Origin of the sequence: Oxalobacter aliiformigenes, from assembly GCF_027116575.1 — a bacterium.
Classification (GTDB): domain Bacteria; phylum Pseudomonadota; class Gammaproteobacteria; order Burkholderiales; family Burkholderiaceae_D; genus Oxalobacter; species Oxalobacter aliiformigenes.
In genome coordinates, this window is the sequence record NZ_CP098252.1 from 80758 (window position 1) to 103905 (window position 23148).

The 23148-nt window shown below is 48.0% G+C and carries 23 protein-coding genes and 1 other RNA gene; 19 read left to right on the forward strand and 5 right to left on the reverse strand.

Going from position 1 to position 23148, the window contains the following annotated elements; all coding sequences use genetic code 11:
- Nucleotides 1–5: 5 nt before the first annotated feature.
- Nucleotides 6–2069, reverse strand: coding sequence for a UvrD-helicase domain-containing protein (locus NB647_RS00390; protein WP_269283549.1), 2064 nt, complete (start codon nt 2067–2069; stop codon nt 6–8).
- Between the two features lie 188 nt (nt 2070–2257).
- Here NB647_RS00390 and hslV point away from each other — a divergent pair, with 188 nt between their 5' ends.
- Nucleotides 2258–2794: an ATP-dependent protease subunit HslV gene (gene hslV / locus NB647_RS00395; protein ID WP_269264588.1), complete on the forward strand. Its 537-nt coding sequence runs from the start codon at nt 2258–2260 to the stop codon at nt 2792–2794.
- Between the two features lie 44 nt (nt 2795–2838).
- Entirely contained in the window at nt 2839–4170 is a 1332-nt protein-coding gene (gene hslU, locus NB647_RS00400) for an ATP-dependent protease ATPase subunit HslU (protein WP_269283550.1), read from the forward strand.
- A gap of 41 nt (nt 4171–4211) precedes the next feature.
- Here the strand turns inward: hslU and NB647_RS00405 are convergent, their stop codons facing one another.
- The 3 genes from NB647_RS00405 to tkt all read right to left on the reverse strand — a co-directional run bounded on the left by NB647_RS00405 (nt 4212) and on the right by tkt (nt 8117).
- The gene (locus NB647_RS00405; RefSeq protein WP_269264590.1) at nt 4212–4871 is read right to left on the reverse strand and encodes an NAD(P)H-dependent oxidoreductase; all 660 of its coding nucleotides are present in this window, start codon (nt 4869–4871) and stop codon (nt 4212–4214) included.
- Nucleotides 4872–5030: 159 nt separating this feature from the next.
- Complete coding sequence (gene gap, locus NB647_RS00410; protein WP_269264591.1) at nt 5031–6044, reverse strand: type I glyceraldehyde-3-phosphate dehydrogenase; 1014 nt, start codon at nt 6042–6044, stop codon at nt 5031–5033.
- Nucleotides 6045–6119: 75 nt separating this feature from the next.
- A complete protein-coding gene (gene tkt, locus NB647_RS00415) occupies nt 6120–8117 on the reverse strand; it encodes a transketolase (protein ID WP_269283552.1) in 1998 nt (665 codons plus the stop codon).
- Nucleotides 8118–8242: 125 nt separating this feature from the next.
- Between tkt and NB647_RS00420 the strand changes: the two genes are divergently transcribed.
- On the forward strand, nt 8243–8971 hold the full coding sequence (locus NB647_RS00420; protein ID WP_269264593.1) for a 16S rRNA (uracil(1498)-N(3))-methyltransferase: 729 nt from the start codon (nt 8243–8245) through the stop codon (nt 8969–8971).
- A gap of 21 nt (nt 8972–8992) precedes the next feature.
- Nucleotides 8993–9583, forward strand: a complete 591-nt coding sequence (locus NB647_RS00425; protein ID WP_269283555.1) for a sugar O-acetyltransferase — start codon at nt 8993–8995, stop codon at nt 9581–9583.
- Here the strand turns inward: NB647_RS00425 and NB647_RS00430 are convergent.
- A complete protein-coding gene (locus tag NB647_RS00430; protein WP_269264595.1) occupies nt 9576–11243 on the reverse strand; it encodes a peptide chain release factor 3 in 1668 nt (555 codons plus the stop codon). The genes NB647_RS00425 and NB647_RS00430 overlap by 8 nt on opposite strands.
- 145 nt (nt 11244–11388) lie before the next feature.
- Here NB647_RS00430 and ssrA point away from each other — a divergent pair.
- The 15 genes from ssrA (at nt 11389) to NB647_RS00505 (ending at nt 23121) form a co-directional block, all read left to right on the forward strand.
- Nucleotides 11389–11747, forward strand: a transfer-messenger RNA (tmRNA) gene (gene ssrA / locus NB647_RS00435).
- A gap of 166 nt (nt 11748–11913) precedes the next feature.
- Nucleotides 11914–13158, forward strand: coding sequence for a tyrosine-type recombinase/integrase (locus NB647_RS00440; protein ID WP_269283557.1), 1245 nt, complete (start codon nt 11914–11916; stop codon nt 13156–13158).
- Between the two features lie 136 nt (nt 13159–13294).
- Nucleotides 13295–14230 (forward strand): hypothetical protein, encoded by a 936-nt coding sequence (locus NB647_RS00445; RefSeq protein WP_269283559.1) that lies wholly within the window; start codon nt 13295–13297, stop codon nt 14228–14230.
- A 109-nt stretch (nt 14231–14339) separates the two neighbouring features.
- Nucleotides 14340–14549, forward strand: a complete 210-nt coding sequence (locus tag NB647_RS00450) for a helix-turn-helix transcriptional regulator (RefSeq protein WP_269277221.1) — start codon at nt 14340–14342, stop codon at nt 14547–14549.
- Nucleotides 14550–14560: 11 nt separating this feature from the next.
- The gene (locus NB647_RS00455; RefSeq protein WP_269283561.1) at nt 14561–15490 is read left to right on the forward strand and encodes a toprim domain-containing protein; all 930 of its coding nucleotides are present in this window, start codon (nt 14561–14563) and stop codon (nt 15488–15490) included.
- A complete protein-coding gene (locus tag NB647_RS00460; RefSeq protein ID WP_269283563.1) occupies nt 15487–17112 on the forward strand; it encodes a DUF3631 domain-containing protein in 1626 nt (541 codons plus the stop codon). Before NB647_RS00455 ends, NB647_RS00460 begins: the two co-directional genes overlap by 4 nt.
- Nucleotides 17109–17573 carry a hypothetical protein gene (locus NB647_RS00465; RefSeq protein WP_269283565.1) on the forward strand — a complete coding sequence of 155 codons (465 nt, stop codon included), beginning with the start codon at nt 17109–17111 and terminating at the stop codon, nt 17571–17573. The genes NB647_RS00460 and NB647_RS00465 overlap by 4 nt, the downstream gene beginning before the upstream one ends.
- Before the next feature lie 12 nt (nt 17574–17585).
- Complete coding sequence (locus NB647_RS00470; protein ID WP_269283567.1) at nt 17586–17963, forward strand: terminase small subunit; 378 nt, start codon at nt 17586–17588, stop codon at nt 17961–17963.
- Between the two features lie 373 nt (nt 17964–18336).
- Nucleotides 18337–19299, forward strand: a complete 963-nt coding sequence (locus NB647_RS00475; RefSeq protein WP_269283569.1) for an endonuclease/exonuclease/phosphatase family protein — start codon at nt 18337–18339, stop codon at nt 19297–19299.
- A complete protein-coding gene (locus tag NB647_RS00480) occupies nt 19289–19744 on the forward strand; it encodes a hypothetical protein (RefSeq protein ID WP_269283571.1) in 456 nt (151 codons plus the stop codon). Before NB647_RS00475 ends, NB647_RS00480 begins: the two co-directional genes overlap by 11 nt.
- Nucleotides 19745–19943: 199 nt before the next feature.
- The gene (locus tag NB647_RS00485; RefSeq protein WP_269283573.1) at nt 19944–20300 is read left to right on the forward strand and encodes a hypothetical protein; all 357 of its coding nucleotides are present in this window, start codon (nt 19944–19946) and stop codon (nt 20298–20300) included.
- On the forward strand, nt 20293–20577 hold the full coding sequence (locus tag NB647_RS00490; RefSeq protein WP_269283574.1) for a hypothetical protein: 285 nt from the start codon (nt 20293–20295) through the stop codon (nt 20575–20577). Before NB647_RS00485 ends, NB647_RS00490 begins: the two co-directional genes overlap by 8 nt.
- On the forward strand, nt 20574–20732 hold the full coding sequence (locus NB647_RS00495; protein ID WP_269283576.1) for a hypothetical protein: 159 nt from the start codon (nt 20574–20576) through the stop codon (nt 20730–20732). The genes NB647_RS00490 and NB647_RS00495 overlap by 4 nt, the downstream gene beginning before the upstream one ends.
- Before the next feature lie 1675 nt (nt 20733–22407).
- Nucleotides 22408–22614 (forward strand): helix-turn-helix domain-containing protein, encoded by a 207-nt coding sequence (locus NB647_RS00500; protein WP_269283578.1) that lies wholly within the window; start codon nt 22408–22410, stop codon nt 22612–22614.
- 252 nt (nt 22615–22866) lie between these two features.
- Nucleotides 22867–23121: a hypothetical protein gene (locus NB647_RS00505; RefSeq protein WP_269283580.1), complete on the forward strand. Its 255-nt coding sequence runs from the start codon at nt 22867–22869 to the stop codon at nt 23119–23121.
- Nucleotides 23122–23148 lie beyond the last annotated feature (27 nt).

A 23148-nucleotide genomic window follows, 5' to 3' on the forward strand; every position in this document is an offset into this window, starting at 1 on the left:
CCCAATCAGGCCAGTTTCGGTTTCTGCAGCAGCGCTTTCAGATTGGCCAATCTTGCCTTCGGTGTCAACACTTCTGTCTCCAGGGGAACAGCAACTCCTTCATTCAGCTTCATTTCCCCGATGAACCGCGACGGTTCGCATTGGATAACTTCCCGCGCCTTTTTCCGTTTTTTGCACCAGGAAACATGCAATGTCCTTTGTGCACGGGTTATGCCGACATACATCAGTCTGCGTTCTTCCTGAATCCGGACAGCAAGCTGATCGGCTGGCATATCCGGATCACCCAGATGGGGTAAAATGCCTTCTTCCACCCCGACCAGGAAAACATGTGGAAACTCGAGACCTTTGGCGGCATGCAATGTCGAAAGATGAACCGCATCAGGCTCCTCGTCCCTGCCTTCCAGCATAGTCATCAGGGCAACCATTTGTGTCAGCTCGAGAAGACTTTTTTCCGGGCCGTCTTCCAGTTTGCCGCCTTTGCTTTTTTCTTTCAGCCAGTTTGTAAATTCAAGAACATTTTGCCATTTGTTTTTGGCCGTTCTTTCGTCGAAATTATCGTAAAGATAGGTTTCATAGGCTATTTCGTGCATCAGCTCATCCAGCAGTGCCGCAGCATTTTCGCCTTTGGCCGATAACCCGGGACGACTCGCCCTTTCCTCAATCCCGTTAATAAAATCACAAAACCCACGCAGTGGTCCCAGCTGGCGAGGAGACAACTTGGCTTCCAGCCCCCCCTTGTATACCGCTTCAAACAATGAACACTGCCACTGTCCGGCAAAAGCCCCCAGCGTCTCGAGAGTGGATTGTCCGACACCGCGACGAGGTGTGGTGACAGCCCGGATAAAAGCCGGATCGTCATCCAGATTGGCAATCAGCCGTAAATAACTGATGATATCCCGGATTTCGGCACGGGCGAAAAAGCTTTGCCCCCCCGAAATGGTGTAAGGAATATTTTCCCGCCTCAATGCCGTTTCGAATATACGGGCCTGATAATTCCCCCGGTAAAGAATGGCATAGTCCGAAAATCTGGCCCGCCGTTCGAACTTGTGAGCCGATAAAAGCATGACAACCTGTTCCGCTTCCTGTTCCTCATCCGACATGGCCAGTGTTTCAACCGGTTCGCCCAGACCATGATCGGACCACAGTTTTTTTTCGAACAATTTCGGATTATTACCGATCACGGCATTGGCCGCCTGAAGAATCCTCATGGAAGAACGATAATTCTGTTCCAGTCTGATCACTTTAAGATCGCTGAAATCTTTCTGCAGGGTTTTCAGGTTCTCGATCGTCGCACCACGCCATGCATAAATGGCCTGATCGTCATCTCCCACTGCAGTGAACATCGGTTTTTTTCCGATTCCCGATACCAGCAATTTGACCAACTCATACTGGCAGGTATTCGTATCCTGATATTCGTCCACCAGCAAATAACGCAATCGTCTTTGCCATTTTTCACGTACCCTGTCACTGGAACGGAACAGCTCGACCGGCAACCGGATGAGATCATCGAAATCCACCGCCTGATAAGCGGAAAGCGTCGCCACATAATTCCGGTATATGCGTGCAGCCTGTGCTTCTTCATCATCCACAGCACTTTTCAAAGCGGTTTCCGGATCGACCATTCCGTTTTTCCACAAGGATATCGTACCCTGAATCCGGCGGATAAGCTGTTTGTCAGTGGTAACGGCAAGATCCTGAACCAGAGAAAAACAGTCATCACTGTCAAGAATGGAAAAACGGTCCTTGAGATTCAGTTCTTTCGCTTCCTGCCGCAGAATCTTCACACCAAGAGAATGGAAAGTCGAAATCGTCAACTGTGAAGCGTCAGAGGGCTCTCTCAGCAAGCGTGAAATCCGTTCCTGCATTTCTGCCGCCGCCTTGTTGGTAAAGGTCAATGCCGCAATGTTTCTGGCTTCATACTGGCCACTGCCTATCATATGAGCGATTTTCTGCGTAATGACACGCGTTTTTCCGGAACCGGCCCCGGCCAGAACCAGACAGGGGCCATCCATATAGTGGACCGCTTCATATTGCTGGGCATTCAGTTTGGCAAAGGCATCATTCGACATAACGCATTCATGGAAAAAACAAGGGGTGCCATTATAACAGCGAGAAGTCAGTCCCATATGATGAAGTTCGGGGTAAACTACAGAATTGCACAGCCGGGCGACTCTTGTAATTGGCAAACCAGTCCCCATTTGAGGCAAATGGCATAAAAGTATTTTTTCGCACGTCCGATTACACTTTAGGGAATCATATGGAACAATTTCACGGGACAACCATCGTATCCGTCCGTCGCGGCAATCAGGTGGCGCTGGGCGGGGATGGACAGGTCACACTCGGTAATATCGTTATCAAGGGTACGGCCAGAAAAGTCCGCAAGCTCTACAACGGAAGAGTACTGGCAGGATTTGCCGGGGGTACGGCAGATGCATTCACATTAATTGAACGATTCGAGGCAAAACTCGAAAAACACCAGGGCAATCTTTTGCGTTCATCCGTTGAGCTTGCCAAAGACTGGAGGACCGACCGCATGTTGAGACGTCTTGAAGCCATGCTTCTGGTCGCCGACAGGGAATCCACCCTGGTCATTACAGGAAACGGCGATGTACTTGAACCGGAAGAAGGAGTCGGAGCAATCGGCTCGGGTGGTCCGTATGCCCAGTCTGCCGCACTGGCTCTTCAACGCAATACTGAACTGACTCCCGCCGAAATCGTCGCAAAATCGCTCGCGATCGCCGGAGACCTTTGCATTTACACCAACCAGTCTCATATCATCGAGACACTGGACTGATTTTCACCATCTTCATTTTCTATTTTTCATCCGAAAAACAAACCATGAATTTGACTCCTCAAGAGATTGTCACCGAACTGGACAAACATGTCGTTGGACAATCCAAAGCCAAACGTGCCGTCGCTGTCGCTTTGCGTAACCGCTGGCGCCGTCAGCAGGTCGCCGAACCGCTCCGGCATGAAATCACACCGAAAAATATTCTGATGATCGGCCCGACGGGGGTCGGCAAGACAGAAATCGCACGCCGTCTTGCACGACTGGCCGATGCTCCGTTCATCAAAATCGAAGCGACCAAATTCACGGAAGTCGGTTATGTCGGACGCGATGTCGATACCATCATCCGTGATCTTGTCGATATCGGCATCAAACAGACCCGTGAAGCCGAAATGATCAAAGTCCGTTCCAAGGCTGTCGATGCTGCGGAAGACCGGATACTTAACATTCTCATTCCACAGCCCAGAGACTTCGGATTCGGATCGAACGACCAGCCGACCTCATCCGGCGACAATACCCGTCAGGTCTTTCGGAAAAAACTGCGTGAAGGATCGCTGGACGACAGGGAAATCGAGATCGAGGTAGCAGACTCCGGTCCGCATATGGAAATCATGGCCCCTCCCGGTATGGAAGAAATGACCGAACAGATCAAATCCATGTTTTCCGGACTGGGCAGCGGCCGCAAGAAAAGCCGCAAAGTCAAAATCCGGGAAGCGATCAAGCTGATTATCGAGGAAGAAGCCGCAAAACTGATCAATGAAGACGAATTGCGCCAGAAAGCCATTGCGAACGTCGAACAGAACGGAATCGTTTTCCTGGATGAAATCGACAAGATCGCTTCACGATCGGAAATCAGCGGCGCGGATGTATCGCGTGCCGGTGTTCAACGCGACTTGTTACCTCTGGTCGAGGGAACGACGGTCAACACGAAATACGGCATGATCAAAACCGATCATATTCTTTTCATTGCATCCGGCGCTTTTCAACTGGCGAAACCCTCCGATCTCATTCCGGAATTGCAGGGCCGTTTCCCGATCCGGGTCGAACTCGAATCACTGTCCATCGAAGATTTCGAGCAGATCCTGACCAGCACGGAAGCCAGCCTTATTTCCCAGTACAAGGCACTTCTGGCAACAGAAGGCATGCAGCTGGAATTCAACGACGAAGCCATCAGGCGATTGGCCGAGATCTCCTATACCGTCAATGAACGCACCGAAAATATCGGTGCCCGAAGACTGTATACCGTCATGGAGAGACTGCTTGAAGAAATCTCATTCACCGCTGTCAATTACAACGGCACATTGACCATCGACAAGGATTACGTCAATGAACGACTGGAAGCCTTGTCCGCCAACGAAGACCTGTCGCGCTACGTACTCTGACCGCCAACAGGTTGTGCCCGGAAAAGGGCACAACCTGTTTTTCAGTCAACCCAGAAAACAACTTCTTCAGGCGGTTGTCTTGTCTTTTCAGACGGTTCATTCAGGCGGTAACCGAAGGCGACCATAACGGCCAAACCATACCGGCCATTATCCAGCAACCGATGTTCTGCCAGTATTTTTTCAATAGCCGACATATTTCCTCCCTCGATGGCACATGAATCGATACCCAGCAATGCCGCAGCGGTCATCATGTTGCCCAATGCAATATATGACTGTTTCACCGCCCAGTCGAACAAGGCTTTCGGTGTTTCCAGAATACCGTTTTCCCTCTGGAATTCACGGAAACGTTCCCTTTTCTTTTCCATCATTTCCGGAGAAAGATGCTGGATGTCGCGCATCATGTGGGTCACATGGGAAGAATCATACCTCATACCGTCCTTAAGACAGAGTATGGCCACATAATGGCTCGCTGTGGGCAATTGTCCTTGCGCTCCCCAGGTTACCGTCCTCAGTTCATTTCTCAACTGGGTATTCTGAATGACGACGAACCGCCAGGGCTCAAAACCAAAGGAACTGGGAGACAGACGGCCGGCTTCGAGAATGACATTGAAATCCTGATCGGAAATCTTTTTTGTTTCGTCGAACTTCTTGGTAGCATGCCGGAACTGAAAAGCGGAAAGAACATCTTCTCGCGTAACCATAATACCTCCTCCATTTTCTCGATACGACAACGCCATCTTTCAGATAGCGTCTTTTTCATTTTAAAAATACCGAAACTGTGGCAACAGCAATGATTCAGACCTGAAAAAAAAGGCGCCCTGAAAAAGAGCGCCTCAGAGTTCCCAAAAACTGCCTGCGACTTATTTTGCGTTCCAGAGCGCTACCGTGGTATCCAGCATACGACAGCTGAATCCCCACTCGTTGTCATACCAGGAAAGGATTTTCACCAGCGATCCATCCACAACCCGGGTTTGCGTGGCATCGAAAATACTGGATGCCGGATTGTGATTGAAATCAGACGACACCAGAGGTTCAACGTTATAAGCCAGAATACCTTTCAGCTTGCCTTCCGAGGCCTTTTTCACGACTTCATTGACTTCTTCAACCGAAGTCTTGCGCGACGCATTGAATGTCAGATCAACAACAGAAACATTGATTGTCGGGACACGAATAGCGAAACCGTCCAGCTTGCCATTCAGTTCCGGAAGAACAAGACCCACGGCAGCCGCAGCGCCTGTCCGGGTCGGAATGATATTCAGCCCTGCGGCGCGGGCCCGTCTGGGATCACGATGATAGACATCGGTCAGAACCTGATCGTTGGTATAGGAATGAACGGTCGTCATCAACCCGTCAACGATTCCAAGCCCTTCGTTCAATGCCAATGCAACCGGAGCCAGGCAATTGGTCGTACAGGAAGCATTCGAAATGACCATATCGCTTGCCTTCAGAACATTCTGGTTGACACCATAGACGACGGTCGCATCCACATCCTTGCCTCCCGGAGCGGAAATGACGACCTTTTTGGCCCCCGCACGCAAGTGGGCGGATGCGGCAGCCTTGGACGTGAAAAGACCGGTGCATTCCAGAACGACATCAACACCCAGCTCTTTCCAGGGAAGTGCTCCTGGATCCCGTTCACCAGTCACACGAATTCTGTCGCCATTGACAATCAGTTCATTGCCTTCGAACGAAACCTCGGCTGGAAACTTGCCATGAGCTGTATCGTACTTGGTCAGGAGTGCAATTGTTTCGATCTCGCCGGGATTGTTGATAGCAACGATTTCAATATCATGCCGCTTGCCATATTCATAATGGGCGCGAAGAACATTTCTCCCGATACGACCGTAACCATTGATTGCCACGCGAATAGCCATAAATTAACTCCTGAATGTTTAAAAAGCCAATTGTAGATACGCGGACTCTTTGTAAAAGTCCGCATCGAATATTTATTATTTACTCAAAACCGCTTCAACCTTCGACACGACATGATCTACGGTAAAGCCGAAATGCTTGAAAAGAATCCCCGCCGGAGCGGATTCACCGAAGGTTTCCATCCCGACGACATCCCCATCGAGACCGACATATTTGCGCCAGTAATCCGAAGCTGCCGCCTCAATCGCCACCCTTGGCAATCTGGTCGGAAGAACCGCATTCCGGTAAAGCGCATCCTGCCTGTCGAATACATCGGCACAAGGCATGGATACCACCCTAGCGGGAATATTCTTCCGGGCCAGCTCCTCTGCCGACTTCATAGCCAAATCGACTTCCGAACCTGTCGCGATCAGAACGATTTTCGCATCCGGTGCATCTCTCAGCACATAGGCTCCCCTGCCGATATTGTCGATCTGTTCCTGTGTCCGCTCGAAATACGGAAGATTCTGGCGCGAAAGGATCAGGACACTTGGAACCTTGCGGTTTCTGACAGCGCTTCCCCACGCAACCGCCGTTTCAACAGTATCGCACGGACGCCAGTTTTCCAGTCCGGGAATCAGTCTCAGACTGGCAATCTGTTCAATCGGTTGATGGGTTGGTCCGTCTTCGCCGACCCCGATAGAGTCATGCGTGAACACGTAGATCGTTCCTATCTGCATCAGCGCCGACATTCTGATCGCATTGCGGCAATAATCCGAAAATGTCAGGAATGTACCGCCAAACGGAATGAATCCACCATGAAGAACAATACCATTCATAATGGCAGACATACCGAACTCGCGGACACCGTAATTGATGTAATTGCCCGTCTGGCCGCCGCGAATGGCGACGCTCTCTTTCCAGTTCGTCAGATTCGACCCTGTCAGATCTGCCGATCCCCCCAGAAACTCGGGTAACCCCGGAGCAAGCGCTTCGATGGCATTCTGGCTGGCCTTGCGGGTAGCGATATTTTCTTTTCTGGCGACACAATCGGCGATATAACCGCGGACGGTTTCCTCGAAACCGGAAGGCAGCTCACCGGAAATACGGCGCATCAGTTCACTGGCTTCTGCGGGATATTTTTCACTGTATTTCACAAAAAGGTCATTCCACGCCGATTCGAGCTGATTTCCCTTTTTGCGGGCATCCCATGCCTCATACACATCTTCCGGAATCACAAACGGAGGATAATCCCAGCCAATGGCCTTGCGGGTCGCCGCAATTTCCTCGTCTCCCAGCGGAGAACCATGTGCCTTGTTCAACCCGGCCTTGTTGGGAGATCCTTTTCCGATAACTGTCTTGCAACAAATCAGCGTCGGTTTGTCGGATTGCTGCGCGGCAACAATTGCCGCATCAACAGCGGCTACATCATGACCGTTCACGTCACGAATGACATTCCATCCATAAGCTTCAAAACGTTCCGGAGTGTTATCCGTGAACCACCCCTTGACGTTTCCGTCAATCGATATACTGTTGTCATCATACAGGGCGATCAGCTTGTTCAGTTTCCATGTTCCTGCCAGCGAACAGGATTCATGGGAAACCCCCTCCATCAGACAACCATCTCCGAGAAAAACATAAGTATAGTGATCGACGATACTGAATCCGGGACGATTGAACTCTTGTGCCAGCAATTTTTCGGCCAAAGCCATACCGACCGCATTGGAGATACCTTGTCCCAACGGACCGGTTGTTGTATCGACTCCCGGAGTCACATGAACTTCCGGATGCCCCGGAGTTTTGGAATGGAACTGGCGGAACTGCCTGATATCTTCCATCGACAAATCATAGCCGGTCAGATGTAACAGGGCATACTGGAGCATTGAACCATGACCGTTCGATAAAATGAAACGGTCCCGATTGAACCAGTGTGGATTGGCCGGATTATGTCGATAGTGCCCGGACCATAATGCCACAGCGATATCGGCCATACCCATCGGCATGCCGGGATGTCCGGAATTCGCTTTTTGAACTGCATCCATCGCCAGCGCACGGATAGCGTTGGCCATTTTCGTAACAGGTAATGTATTGTTCATAGCTGCCAAATCAATGAAAGTGTAAAAGGCATAACGGATAGATGATTATGCCAACCGGGCTTTTCCTTGTATTCTATCAGAGAGTGTTATCCAGATTAAAATCAATCTACCGGCTTCGATTTGATATGACCCGTCTTTTCTATGATTTCCCGCTAACCGTCGGAACAAGTATTGATCTCCCCAAAGACATTGCAAGACACATCATGGTGTTGCGTTTATCCACAGGTGATGGCATTACGTTTTTCAATGGCAAAGGGGGTGAATATCAGGCCAGAATTGTCGGCGCAGAACGCCAACTGATCCGTGCGGAAATCGTTTCTTTTTCTCAACGGGAAATTGAACTTCCTTACAGGATAACACTGGCACAAGGCATTCCCGAAGCCGGAAAAATGGACTGGATCATTGAAAAAGCCGTCGAACTGGGCGTTCAGGAAATCATACCTGTCGCGACCCGGCGCTCTGTTGTCCGGCTCAACGCAGACCGGATCGAAAAACGGCTGTCGCGATGGCAATCGATCGTTGTTTCCGCTTCACAGCAATGCGGAAGAAACCGTCTGTTAAATATTGCACGGCCAGTCGATTTCGGCGATTGCATACAAACCTTTTCCAGGTTGCCAACCGTCATGTTCAGCCCCCGTGCCCACGAATCCCTTGCATCCTGGACAACCAGACAGGCACCTCACGATATAGTATTGCTGATCGGTCCGGAAGGTGGCTTTTCACCGGAAGAGGAGGAACTGGCACGTCAAAACGGTGTCATTTTCCTATCAATGGGCCCCAGAATACTGAGAACCGAAACGGCAGGTCTTGCCGCCGTTTCCGCCATCAACGCTTTCTGGGAACAATCACATTGACCAGCTTATAAAGGAAAAAACATGGCCGGACTGACTGAAAAAGAAAAAATGCTTTTAGGACAACTTTATTACTCGAATGACCCTGTTTTGAAACGGGACCGTGATCATGCCATCTCGAAAACACGGGCCTACCACAATTTACCGCCTGAAGCGACAAAAGCCAGATTGGAGATTCTCGAAAATCTTCTGGGTTCCTGCGAACCGGATGTCGAAATCGTTCCGCCCTTCCATTGCGACTACGGCTATAACCTGCATATCGGCCATCACTTCTATGCCAATACAAACTGCGTTTTTCTGGACTGCGCCGAAATACGCATTGGCAACCATGTATTTCTGGGACCCAATGTCCATATTTACACGGCCAATCATCCACTGGACCCTGAACTGCGAAAACAGGGACTGGAAAATGCATTTTCCGTCATCATAGAAGACGACGTCTGGATCGGTGGCGGAACGATCATCAATGCAGGGATTACCATAGGCCGTGGCACAACGATCGGTTCCGGAAGCGTCGTCACCCGTAATGTCCCGTCCCATGTTCTCGCGGCAGGAAATCCATGCAGGATCATACGCCATCTGGCCATTCCGCCCAGGAACACCCCGGTCAGTTGAGAGAAGCCGAATGCTCTCGCGTGGCATGAAATGCCAGCTTGGGCCATCTTTCTTCCGTCAGCCTCAGATTGACTCCTGAAGTCGCCAGATAAGTCAGATTGCCTGCCGCATCATAGGCGATATTATGGGCCAGAGATTTTTCAAAATCCGAAAGCACTTTTTTGTCATCGGCCGTTACCCAGCGAGCACTGGTAATGCTGGTCCCCTCAAAAACGGCATCGACGCCATATTCATTCATCAGGCGACTGGCGACTACTTCGAACTGCAATACCCCCACCGCCCCCAGAATCAGATCACTGCCCAATACCGGTCTGAATACCTGAACGGCTCCTTCTTCTCCGAGCTGCTGCAATCCTTTGTGCAACTGTTTGACTTTGAGAGGATTACGTATGCGGACACTGCGGAAAATTTCCGGCGCGAAAAAGGGAATACCGGTAAACTGCAATGCCTCACCTTCGGAAAAACTGTCTCCGATCTGCATGTTGCCGTGATTCGGCAAACCGATAATATCGCCGGCATAGGCCTCTTCGACCTGTTCCCGCGAAGAAGCCATAAAAGTGACCACACTGGACACCTTGATTTCCCTGTTCAGTCTCAAATGTTTAAGACGCATCCCTTTCTCGAACCGTCCCGAACAGACACGCAAAAAAGCAATGCGATCACGATGTGCCGGATCCATATTCGCCTGAATCTTGAAAACAAAACCGGAAAACGCCGGTTCGGTCGGTTGCACTTTCCGGACTGTCGCATCCCGTCCAAGTGGAGGTTGCGCCCAATCCAGAAGAGCATTGAGCACTTCACGCACACCGAAATTATTGATTGCCGAGCCAAAAAAAACAGGCGTCAGTGACCCGGAAAGAAATTCTTCCAGAACAAACGGATTCGAAGCCCCCTTGACCAGCTCGACTTCCATCTTCAGCTGTTCCATTTCCATCGGGAACATATCCGTCAGTCGTGGATTGTCTATTCCCTTGATGACTTCAAAAGTCTGATCCGCTTTTTCATTGCCGGGAGAAAATAACATGATCTCATCATTCAAAAGGTGATAAACCCCTCTGAAATTCTTGCCCATTCCGATCGGCCAGGTAATCGGCGCACAACGGATTTTCAGAACCGTTTCGACTTCATCGAGCAATTCCAGAGAATCCCGTGCTTCACGATCAAGCTTGTTCATGAATGTAAGAATCGGTGTATTTCTCATCCGGCAGACATCCAGCAGCTTGATCGTTTGCGCTTCCACACCACGCGCGGCATCAATGACCATCAATGCCGTATCGACAGCTGTCAGCACGCGGTAAGTATCTTCAGAAAAATCCTGATGCCCGGGAGTATCAAGCAAATTGATGATATGGTCGCGATACTCAAACTGCATAACGGAACTGGCGACTGAAATCCCCCTCTGTTTCTCGATTTCCATCCAGTCGGATGTCGCATGCCGTGCACTCTTGCGTGCCTTGACCGTACCGGCCAGCTGGATTGCCCCTGAAAACAGCAACAGTTTTTCCGTCAATGTTGTTTTACCTGCGTCAGGGTGGGAAATAATGCCGAATGTCCGACGTCGCGCAACCTCATGCGCTATTTTTTTCGATAAAGCGTCTTTGGATTCCGATATCGCTTCTTCAGCAACAACCGGATCTCCCGAACCGGATTGAACAGTCATGGTCATCAAAAATCGATCAGCTAAAAATTTCCGCGTTTATTTACCGAAATACGAATTAAATCAGATAAAACGCCCAATAAAATGTATAATTATAAATTGCTTCATACTTTTCTGTTCACAAAAAGCCGAAACTCTTCATAAACATGGGGGCGATTTGGATTCGACAGGGGTTGCAAAGCAGAACAGAGCATATCGAGGACTGGAGCCCTCGTAAATCCATCCAGAAAAAAGTAAACGCTAACGATAAAAGTTACGCATTAGCCGCTTAATCCCGGCTATCCCTGCACTGTTTCTTTCCTGGGACAGGCCGAAAGGCGCGCAGGGTCATTGACAGGAAATCGCCTCACGTTGCGTTACCGGACAAGAGGTTAAATTCAAGGTAACTCGTCCGTCTGAAGCGTGCGTATCCGCGTCAGCCGGATCAAATCAAATGACAACGCTAAATATGTAGAACTGTCTGTAGAGGACTTCTGGACGCGGGTTCGAAACCCGCCGCCTCCACCATCACACCGTTTAAAGCAGTCTTATCCGGCATAAAAAATCAATATAAAACAGTGATTTAAGCGCACCTTCAGTATAAGGCGGGCTAATGCGGTATTGCCGAAGCCAACTTTTTTAGGTAGATTTTTGGGTAGATGTTTCATTTACCTGTTTTTTTATCTACCCAAAAATGGCAAAACTGATCGTTCCACTTACACCCAAACAGATCGATAACACAAAACCGAGGGAAAAGAAATATTCGCTCTTTGACGGTGGCGGGCTGTATATCGAGGTTGCGCCTACAGGCTCAAAACTCTGGCGCATGAAGGCCAAACTAAATGGCAAAGCCGTACAACTGTCATTCGGAAAGTATCCGGATATATCGCTGGCACAGGCCAGAAAGAAACGGGATGAAGCGCGCAAACTGATTGCTGAAGGGATAGACCCACGGGAAGAAAAGAAAGCACGTATAGAGGCAGAGAAAGCCAAAACAGAACATACCTTTGAAAAGGTAGCGCGTGACTGGCACACTAGCAGATTACCTGAATGGCAGCCGGTCACAGCAAGAAACACCTTGAACCGGCTGGAGCTGGATATTTTCTCCATACTGGGCAATCAGCCAATAGCAGATATTACCCACCAGCAGATAATCGACGTTCTGAAAACCATAGAAGCCAGAGCAGCAGAAACCGCAAGGCGGCTTAAATCGACACTTGGCCGCATTTTCAGCTATGCCGTTCAGAGAGGCGTTATCAAACACAATCCGATACCTGACCTGATCGACGTTCTGAACAAGGTCAACAAACAGCATTTTGCCGCTATCAAGCCGGAGGAGTTGCCCGCCTTTCTGAAAGCACTGGACGGAAACCGGGAACGGCTTTTCATTCCAACGCGCATAGCGGTCAATCTCATGATGTTGACATTTGTCAGAACGTCAGAATTGATAGAGGCAGAATGGTCAGAAATCGACCTTGATAATGGCGTTTGGATTGTTCCTTGGCAGCGCATGAAGATGGGACGGCGCAAAATCAATCCCGACACGACAGACCACCGAATAGACCTGCCGAAGCAGGCCATTGATCTGTTAAATGAGCTAAAAACCATAACAGGGAATAGCCGATACCTTTTCCCGGGCCAAAGAGATCACAGCAAGCACATGAGTAATAACACCATCCTCATGGCACTAAAGCGCATGGGCTACAAAGGCAAAATGACCGGGCACGGGTTCCGGACACTGGCAGCCAGCGCGCTGGAAGAAATCGGATACCGGCGTGAAGTCATTGATCGGCAACTGGCCCACAAGGAAAGAAACAAGATACAGGCCGCCTATTTCCGTGCAGAGTTCATCAAAGAACGCAAGGAGCTATTACAGGCATGGGCTGACTATATCGACAGCAGGAGAACAGGCAAAGTTCTTAATCTGAAACGGGCATAGCTGTCAATATATACAGTACAACAGAGACTAACAGAGTATCAGGCAGAACAAGTCACGCCTAGTCCGACGGGACAAAAACGGGTAACCCTGACCCGCTGGCGTGGCTTACCGGACAGGGGATAACGTGAGGGGAGTTATGGATGTTGAACAGATAGACGTTGCAAAAATATCTGAAGTATTTGCCAAAAAAAAGCATCAAGAAATATTAGCGGAAATTGAATATGAAAAATCAGAACTTGAAAAAACACTATCAAGGATAGATAACTCTTGGCGTGAAAGATTAAACAACGAAACCCGAGATTTTGAAATATGTCTTAGATCAACAATCAAAAAGATTAAAAGACCTGTCTTTTCGAAGTTATTCTACTGGTTAGCTTATGACACATGGGACGTATTTTCAGGATTGGCGATTTTAAACAATATTGAACCGCGATCCTTATGTTTTGATGAAAACGGCAATATATACAAGAACGAAGACGCCAGAAACAGAAAAGAAAAAACAAAAAAACGATTTGTTCGAGCGAGCAATTACCGGGCGGATTCTATTCCGCATTTACGAACTCTAGACGATTTTCGTTTGTCAAGCAGAACGTTAGATACGGTTTTCCATGAGATAAGTAATATATTGACACAATTTCCACGCAATACAAATATATACCAGACCCGCCTTTTACATAGTTACTATGTAACTCTGGATATCTGGAGAAGCGGCAACCACACAGAAGACCGATATCCCGTCAAATATTTTATTGATTGGGCCATAAAAAAAAGAATAATTCCAGAATGGCTAGACTGGGCCAAAGAAAACGGGCTGATAGACGACGATAACAAGCCGGAAATCGAAGACAGGGAACCAGCAAGGAAATCACGAACCAGTTTTCAAAATGTTATGGCAGCTCTGTTTAATGAACTACTCGAATCAAAGAAAAAAGAAAATCCCAAAATAACCAAAACCGAATTGATCTGCGAGCTTGCGCATAATTATTCTGGATATACGGGGTTCTCTAAATCATTCTTGAAGCAAAATATAACTCAAGGGCAACAAAATCTTGGTTATGTAGAAGAGAAATGATCATGGTTATATAACCCTAAATTAAGGTTACATAACTTTTTTCTTACTCTTCACACCGTCAAACTTTGCCTCATACCGGATTGGCCGGGATTGATATGAGGCAAAACACATGACAACCGTTCAGACCAATACAAAACGAATCATCCGTCAGAAAGAAGTATCCGAGAAACTGGGATTGTCCAAAGCGACAATCTGGACATATGTCCGGACACGTGACGATTTCCCGAAACCGATCAGACTGGGGGCCAATTCCGTCGGTTGGCTGGAATCCGAAATAGACGCCTTCATTGATGCACGCATAGCCGCCAGCAGAGCATGACAGGAGGCATCATGAATCCTGTACCCATCAGCCAGCTTGAAACCAGAAGTACCTTTCTGGAGTACATCCGCCAGACATTGGGACACGCCCCGGAAGCGATAAGAGAAGAAGGCGTGATACAACGTTTTTCCACCAACGGCAAACGGGGTGATCTGTCCGGCTGGTGCATCTGGTACGGCATGGCTGGCGCCTTCGGAAACTGGCGAACCGGAGAAAGCTGTCGCTGGCATTGCCGGGAATACAAAGAACTGAACCGGGAAGAACGCCGGAGAATCGACCGGCAGATAAAGCAAGCCGAAGCGCGAAGGAAGCGCGAGCTTGAGGCGGGTTACCAGCGTATCGCCGAACAGGCCAGAGCCGACATACAGGGATTTTGCCCGGCTACAGCAGACCACCCCTACCTGATCGAAAAGAGAATCGAACCGCATGGAGCACTGATCGACGGACGAAACGTCCTCATCATCCCCATGTACTACAAAGGCAAAATCGTTTCATACCAGCGCATCTTTCCCGTGAGACTGCCGGACGGTACCAACAAACGCTTTCTGAAAGGCGGACGCAAGAAAGGCTGCTACCACCCGATAGGGAATAAAGGTACCGGTGATCTGGGAATCTGCGAAGGTTTTGCCACTGGCGCCAGCATCCATGAAGCGACCGGAGATGATGTTGTTGTGGCCTTCGACGCGGGCAACCTGTTACCCGTAGCCAGAGCCATGCGGGACAAATACCCGGACAGAAAAATCATCCTCTGGGCCGATGACGACTACCAGAGAGTGGACAGAAACGGGCAGCCGGAAAACATAGGCGTCATCAAAGCCATCGAAGCGGCAGAATCAATAAGCAATGGATACTGGACCATGCCGGACTTCGGAGACAAGAGACCGGAAGGCGCGACCGACTTCAACGACCTGTTCCAGATGATGAAAGGGAGCAAACGATGAGCGACGAAACATTGCGGAATGAGGCGGACACGCCACCATCACAAGCGTTTGCTACTGCCAATCCTGCCAACGAACATGAACCGGTCAGCTTCGAACAATACAAGGACAAGGCGGTTTTGCCGGAAGAAGGTTTGGAGAATGCCGTCAAGCGTCTTGCCACGATGAAAAAACTGGATTACGTACAGGTCCGGAAAGCCACCGCCAAACAATACGACATCCCGGCGGGCATGCTGGATGATATGATACGCGAGGTACAACAGGAAACGGAAAACGCCAAAGACGACATGTTCCCCGAAATCGAGCCGTGGGGTGAGTCGGTCAACGGTTCCAGGCTATTGAATGAAATAGACCGGACCATCCGGCGTTTCATCGTCTGTGAACCGGAAACCGCACAGGCGGCCTCTCTTTGGATTGTGATGACGTGGTTAATGGATGTGGTGAAGGTCGCTCCGCTGGCCGTCATCACCGCCCCGGAGAAGCGTTGTGGCAAAACCCAGCTTCTTGACCTGATCGGCAAAATGTCATACCGCCCCATGCCAACAAGCAGCATCACGCCTTCAGCCTTGTTCCGTTCTATCGAAATGTGGCAGCCTACCTTGCTGATCGACGAAGCCGACGCCTTTTTGAATGACAACGAGGAAATGCGGGGGTTATTGAATGCCGGTCACACCCGTACCAGCTCTTTCACCATCCGGACCGTCGGAGACGACCACACACCCAAGAGATTCAATGTTTGGGGGGCGAAAGCTATCGCCGGAATCGGGAAACTGCAAGATACCGTTATGGATAGAAGCGTTACGCTGGAATTGCGCCGGAAACTGGACTGCGAACACGTTGAGCGCATACGCCATGCGGAACCGGGATTGTTCGAAACCCTGTGCCGGAAACTCTGCCGTTTTGCCGAAGACAACCGGGAAACCATCCGTAACGCCAGACCGGCATTACCGGAAGAACTGAACGATCGGGCACAAGATAACTGGGAACCTTTGCTGGCAATTGCTGATATGGCAGGGGGTAATTGGCCGGAGATTGCCAGAATGGCCGCCCTGAAAATATCCAGAGACAAATCCCCGCAAAGCACCGGAACCGAATTGCTGGAAGACATCCGGGAAATATTCGACATGAAACACATCGACCGGATACATACCCACAAACTGGTCGAGGCGCTCTGCGAAGATTCCGAAAAACCCTGGTCAACCTATAACCGAGGCAAACCGATAACACCCGCCCAGCTGTCCCGGCGACTGTCTGCATACCGTATCGTCAGCAAAGCGATACGGGTCGATTGCGAAGTCAAGCGAGGATTCGAGAAAAAACAGTTTGCAGACGCATGGGAACGTTACACAAATATTTCCCCTATACCCCCCTCTGAAAGTGTAACAACGTTACAAACCAGTATTGGCGCGGGTTCCGGCGTAACGTTTTCAAAACGTAACGTTTCGCAAAACGTAACACGTTACACGGAAGAAGACGATGTAACGCTTTCAAAACGTAACCGTTACAAAAACGAAACGCTCAAACCCAGTGCTGGCGCGGGTTGTAACGTTTTACGTTTTGAAACGGGGGAAGACGGAAAAAATTTCCCTCATGATGAAGACGAAATCGGGACGGTGCTGATATGAACGTTAATGAATTGTTGGAACAGTGTGAAAAAGACGGAATCCGCCTTTGCCTGCAATCCGGCCAGCTGCAAATAACCGGCAACCTGAAAAAGATCGATGAGTTGGCACCCATCATCCGGCAGCATAAGACCGACATCATTCGCATGCTGGAACAGAAAGACAAGCGAGACATGGAAGCCACACGGTACATGCAGGCGGAAATCGCGCTGTTTCATGGAGAAGCCATCGCCTTCATTGCCCGGTACCTGCAAAAGCGTTACGGCAAAACCTACTGGCAGGCACAGGACGAGGCGACAACGGTCTGGAACATCCTGAGAAAAAACCAGATCAGGCAGGCACTGGCAGAAGGCAGAGATGATGCGGCAGAACGCCTGTTACAGGAATGCTGGGAGAAATTCGGCATGCCGGATTATCTGGCTACCTCACGGGCAAACTGGCCGGAATCATTCAGCATTCATTGAACAGGAGAAACCATGAACGAATTGACCCAGAAACAGGAAAACTTTTGTCTTGCCTATATCGAGACAGGCAACGCATCCGAGGCATACAGAAAGGCATACAACGCAGCCAAGGCATCAGAAAAGAGCGTCTGGGAAAGCGCATCGAAGATGCTCGACAACCCCAAGGTTATATCAAGGTTGGAAGCATTGAGAGAACAGGCAGCCCGCCGGGCCCTCCTCACACTGGAACGTCATCTTGAAGAACTGGCAGCCTTGCGGGATGAGGCCAGAGCGGAAGGCCGTTACAGCGCGGCCATCGCGGCCGAAATCGCCAGAGGCAAGGCGGCAGGGTTGTATGTCGAACAGTCCAGAACGGAAGGGGAGATCAGGATGGTTTGGGCGGGAACTTGAGAAAACTTGAGGTGCAGCAGGCGATTTCCGGCGTGGATTGTTAAGGAAAGTCAAGGTTCGGTAGCCCTTTTTTCCTGTCTGGCCATGATGAGAAATGATGAGGTTCGGAAGCTGTTTTTACTGGCGCAACGTGTTGACAAAAATTGACGTCCGACTGGTAATTTCTGGTGGGGACATGCTGACAAATGCAAACATTCAGGCGGTGATTTTCCGCCGGAACTGGGGAAAGGTTAAGGGTCGCATTTGAAACGCGATCCTTTTTTATCTCGTTTTTCCCCGAAACCGGGGAAAAATAAGTATGCACCTGCTCAAGAAAATGTATCCCTAGAATCAATAGGTTACGTAATCCATCATTCCAGTCGCATCGTATGAGATGAAGCAAGGAAAGGCATTAAAAATTGAACAGTGTGCTACGATTGATGATGCAAGTTACATTAACAAAAATTCAGCAAGAATTAGTAAACTAACAATGGATAAGAAGCAAATTGTCATAGCATGGTGGAATTGTTCTTTTAATTATTTGCCTCAAGAAGAACATTGTATTGTTCAAGAAATAATTTCTCATCTTATTAATTCTGGCTGCGACATTATTGGATTGTGCGAGATAGGAAGTAAAAAGAAAGAAGAGATTAAAACAATTTTGTCTATTTTTGAAAAGGATTTTCAGATAAATGTTTTTTCTGAAAAAGCATCAAAAAGAAGCGAGTTTGATATTTGTCTTCTAGTTAGAAAAACTCGTTTTTTCATTAATGAATGCCGGGCATTAACACATACTATCTACAACAGAACCATTAGATGTGGAATTAGGTATGTCTTAAAAGGTATTCCCGAGGATATTTACTTATTTCTACTACATTGGCCATCAAGAATGCATGATGAAGGGGGTCTTAAAAAAGGACAAGCAGCAGTCAAATTGAATAAGGAAATAGAAGATGTAATAAATACAAAAAACGAAGCTCATATTATTGTTATGGGTGACTTTAATGATGAACCATATAGTGATTCACTTTATAAGGAATTGCACTCAACACGCGATAAGTATCTTGCCAGAAAACATACTAAACTTTTATATAATCCATTTTGGACAACAATGAAGTCTCACCCAAAAATGAATCAGAGTGGCACATATTATTATGCTTCTGGCTTTCGTGATAAATGGAGTACTTTTGATCAGGTTTTGTTGTCCTCTTCATGGTTGAATAATGGTTGGGATATTAAAAATGAAAGTGAGTTGGTGTTCGTGACCGAAGAAATTTTGCGGCTGGTTACAGGTAATAATAGCAAAATAGATCACCTGCCAATATTGGTTAGATTAAGGAATCATAATGATGAATAGCAAGAAAACATTTGCCAATGCATTAAATATTGGAATTGAAAAGGCGCGTTTTATTGATCATCAATCAAAAGAAATTAATCAGATCATAGAGGAATTAAGGTCACAAATATTTTTACAGACCAATGGAAAAGTTGAAGTCAGCGTTATGGATGATGCGTCTAATTATAAGTCACATAGTGCTGTATATGATGGACCATTATTTAATATTGGAACCAACAAGAAAATACTTGCGGCGAAAAATAATGAAAAGACTATGCGTCTTTCCTATTGGGATACGAATAAAGGGGGGTATCCATGTACAATAAAATACGGTGATATAAGCGCTAGTGCAGGAGATAAAGAATCCTTAATAGGGATTTTAGAAGATATGCTGTCAGATTCTGATATTGCCAAGAATATTATTGAACTAATGCAAGGTGACTCAACAAATAATTCTAACCCTTGACACCCCGCCCCTAAAGCCGTAACCTGAAAGTCTCTCTTAAAATGTTCGGCCTGCCATACCGTCATCATGGCTCTTGTTTTATGGACTATCCCTTTATGGACGGGGTAGAGATACGGCATACAACACCCGCAAGGGGAAACCGTAACGGGGTTTAACATTACCCAGAGTGCGCCCGTCCACCCGATAATTCACTCAAAAAATGTTGAATATTAAAACCGCTACATCCGTAACCCCGACTACTTCCGAAATCTTACCATTCCCCCAATTCAGCGCATCTATCACATCCGAACAGATCGATACTATCGAAAAGGTACTGAAGGAACACAATCGCACACGCCGACTGATGCTGCTTTTTTTGTCGTTCGACAGTGAAACCTTCATCGAAAAAGCAAAAGCGATCATAGATGGCGATGAGGACATTTACATGGAAGCGATCGAAGCACTGGACGATTACCAGAAGAAGCTGAAATCACTTTCCGAGCTGGCCAATTCCGCGCTTGCAAGATTTCTTTGGGTGGGCGAATACCTTTCACAGAAAGGAGATAGCCATGAATAACGTTATCCCCTTCCCGCAAAACCCGGCAGAAGCCAGAGAGAACAGGGAAATGGCAATGGAAGCCATCATCTGGGAAGCTATAGCAGCCGGCGACAAACAATCAGCCGGAGCTGCAGCTCAGTTTCTCTATGACATGAAATTCCCGTTAATGGTCGATCTGGTTGAAGCAGTCATTAATGAAGATATGTCCGCCACGTATAACACAGCCTATACGATGGTGTCCGAAGCCACGATAAAGGCGGCAAGGGACGCCTTGATGAAAGGGGGCAGGATATGAGCCGCATTACCCTGATCGTCTTTCTGTCGGGTGTTTTGCTGGGTTGTGGCCTGTCCTATGTCTGGCATGATGATGACCGGATAGAACAGGAACAGCAGCTTGCCAGAATCAGCAAGATCGTACAGAACCATTACGAGAACCAATGCAGGAGGTAAGCAGGCAGACAGACAAGGAAAGAAGGGGGCGTCCAAATTTGGATGCACCCTTTTTTCATGGGCATTCCTGAAAATTGAGGAGTGCTGAAAATGCAGTGCTCAAGATTGAGCAGTCCTGTTCACTCAGCCCTGATCTGGGTTCAGTACACCCCCCTCAGATTCGAGTACATACCCATATCCGGCAAAACAGGAACGGCAAGATTACGGCAAGACCAGAAAAGCAGAAGGGTAAGATTAGGGTAAGGGTCGCACTTCAAATGCTCCCCTTCGAATAGCAAAAATAGCAGGAATAGCAATAGCAAACCCAGATCACAACAAGATTGCAACAGGGCCAGATTTGAAATCTAACCCTTCGATTAGCAGAATTAGCAAGATTAGCGTTAGCAAAGGCTTGGAATGCAGCCCTCAAAGTTGAGTGCTGCACCCAATCGAACAAAGAGAAAAAGGCAGTTTTGCCAGTTTGCGCAATTTGGCAAACAGGGAAGCGGGAATCCGGGTTCCTCTCGGGTTTTGTTTTGCTGGATAGGGGGAAATATCAGGGCAAAATGAAAAGTGCCTGTAACGCTGTTTTGCCGGTTCTGTGAGGCGGTCTGTTTCTGATCGAAGCGAGAGAAAACACATCGACCGACCAATTTTGCGCTGGTTGTTTTCTGCTTCGAAGCAAGGACGAACCAAGGGCGAATACTGGATTTTCAGTAGCCGGCTCTTTCCGGATTTGGAAAAAACCATTCCCCATTCTGGGGAGCGAAAGTTACCGGCAAGTTAAAAGGTTCTGAACAGAACTGCCTTCTCTGTTTTGCCAAGATTTGGAATCTGACCAAGAGCGGCCATTTTTACCGAGGTGCTGAATTCAGCACGTCGGAGAGAATAGGGTAAAACCGGATTTCCGATGATCAATTTCAGGGGTAGCAAACAATTTTGGGTAGATATTTGGGTAGATACTTGTTTTTCTAATTGCCACAAAACAAGTATTCATGCGGCATTCAAGACAAGATTTGATTCCCGCCGCCCCATTCACTAGTCTAAAGCCGTCTTATCCGGTATAAAAAATCAATAAAAAACAATGAGTTAAGCAAATTTCTAGTACAAAGCGGGCTAATGCGGTATTGCCAGATTCCAACATTTTGGGCCGGCATTTCATCCACCCATCTTTCATGCCGGAAAACAAAACGGATCGTTCAACCAACACAAAAACAGACCGTCAACGCCAAGTCAAAAAATATCCACTCTTTGAGAATGGCAACCTGATTTTCAAATCGTACAACCCCGTCTGACTCGGAACCCGGAATCGCCGAAAAGAATTCGGCCCGATGACCCGGGTATATTTCCCGATATATCGTGAAAACGGAAAACAGCATTTGAAAAAATCTTTCAAACAAAACTTACAAAACAGCAGAAAAAACCTGCTTCATTGACCAACAATAAAGGAGCAAACTTGAAAACACACAAGTACATATTTATTGCTTATTGTACACCCCTATGGGCAGAAGCTTGCGGTAAACACACACTCTCTCTTGAAGTCTTTACACCGGGCTTCCAAACCGCAGGCATCTGCCCACCTCAACCTGTCTCCGTTTTACACCGATTCTCTATTCTGATTCGAAACGATCGGGATAACGCATGATTATTCCAAATCCGGATATTGGATATTTGTATCAGGCGACAGGACAGATGTATGGCACATCCCCTACATTCATATCCTTACAACCTGCTTGCCGAGCTTCTTGCAGTACGCAGGAAAGAGCTTGGTTTGCTGCAAATCGATGTGGCAGAAAGGCTAAACAGACCACAGTCTTTTGTTCCAAAATATGAAAATATCGGCCGGCGACCGGATGCCATCGAATTGATTACCGTTCTAAAGGTACTCGACATGTCCTCGTAGATTTTTCGATCTTTTTCTTTCAAAACCCGACAAGAACAAACTGCCAACCGATTTCTGATCTGACCTTCACGCATGCCGGCATTTCTTGTCGCGTTGCGGTGAAACGGGAAAAAATACCCGGTTCTTCAGGATAATATGCCTTGTTTTTTGTCGAATCATACGAAACCGGATAACCAAAAGTGACAATATCATGCTATCGTTAGTCTGGTTTGTTCAAGAACTATTTTATATTTGCTCAGTTGGAACTTTTTTATGGAAATTTCGAAAATTCGTATTCTCGTTACCCGTGCGAGTGAAATGCAGGGGCCGACTATTGTAGACCTGGCCTATGTCGACGGTATTCCGTATGCGGTGTTTGAATGGGAAAACAAGGAAGGCTCTGATCCTTTTCCGCTTTACAAAGTCCGTCTGGATCCCCGCGGACTCATGCAGCTTCCTCCAAGCGAAAACAGCAATCTCAAATACCAGTATCGTCTTTCGGTCGAGGATCCCAGACCATTCTTCTGATACACCTTTCCGGATCTGATATTCAAT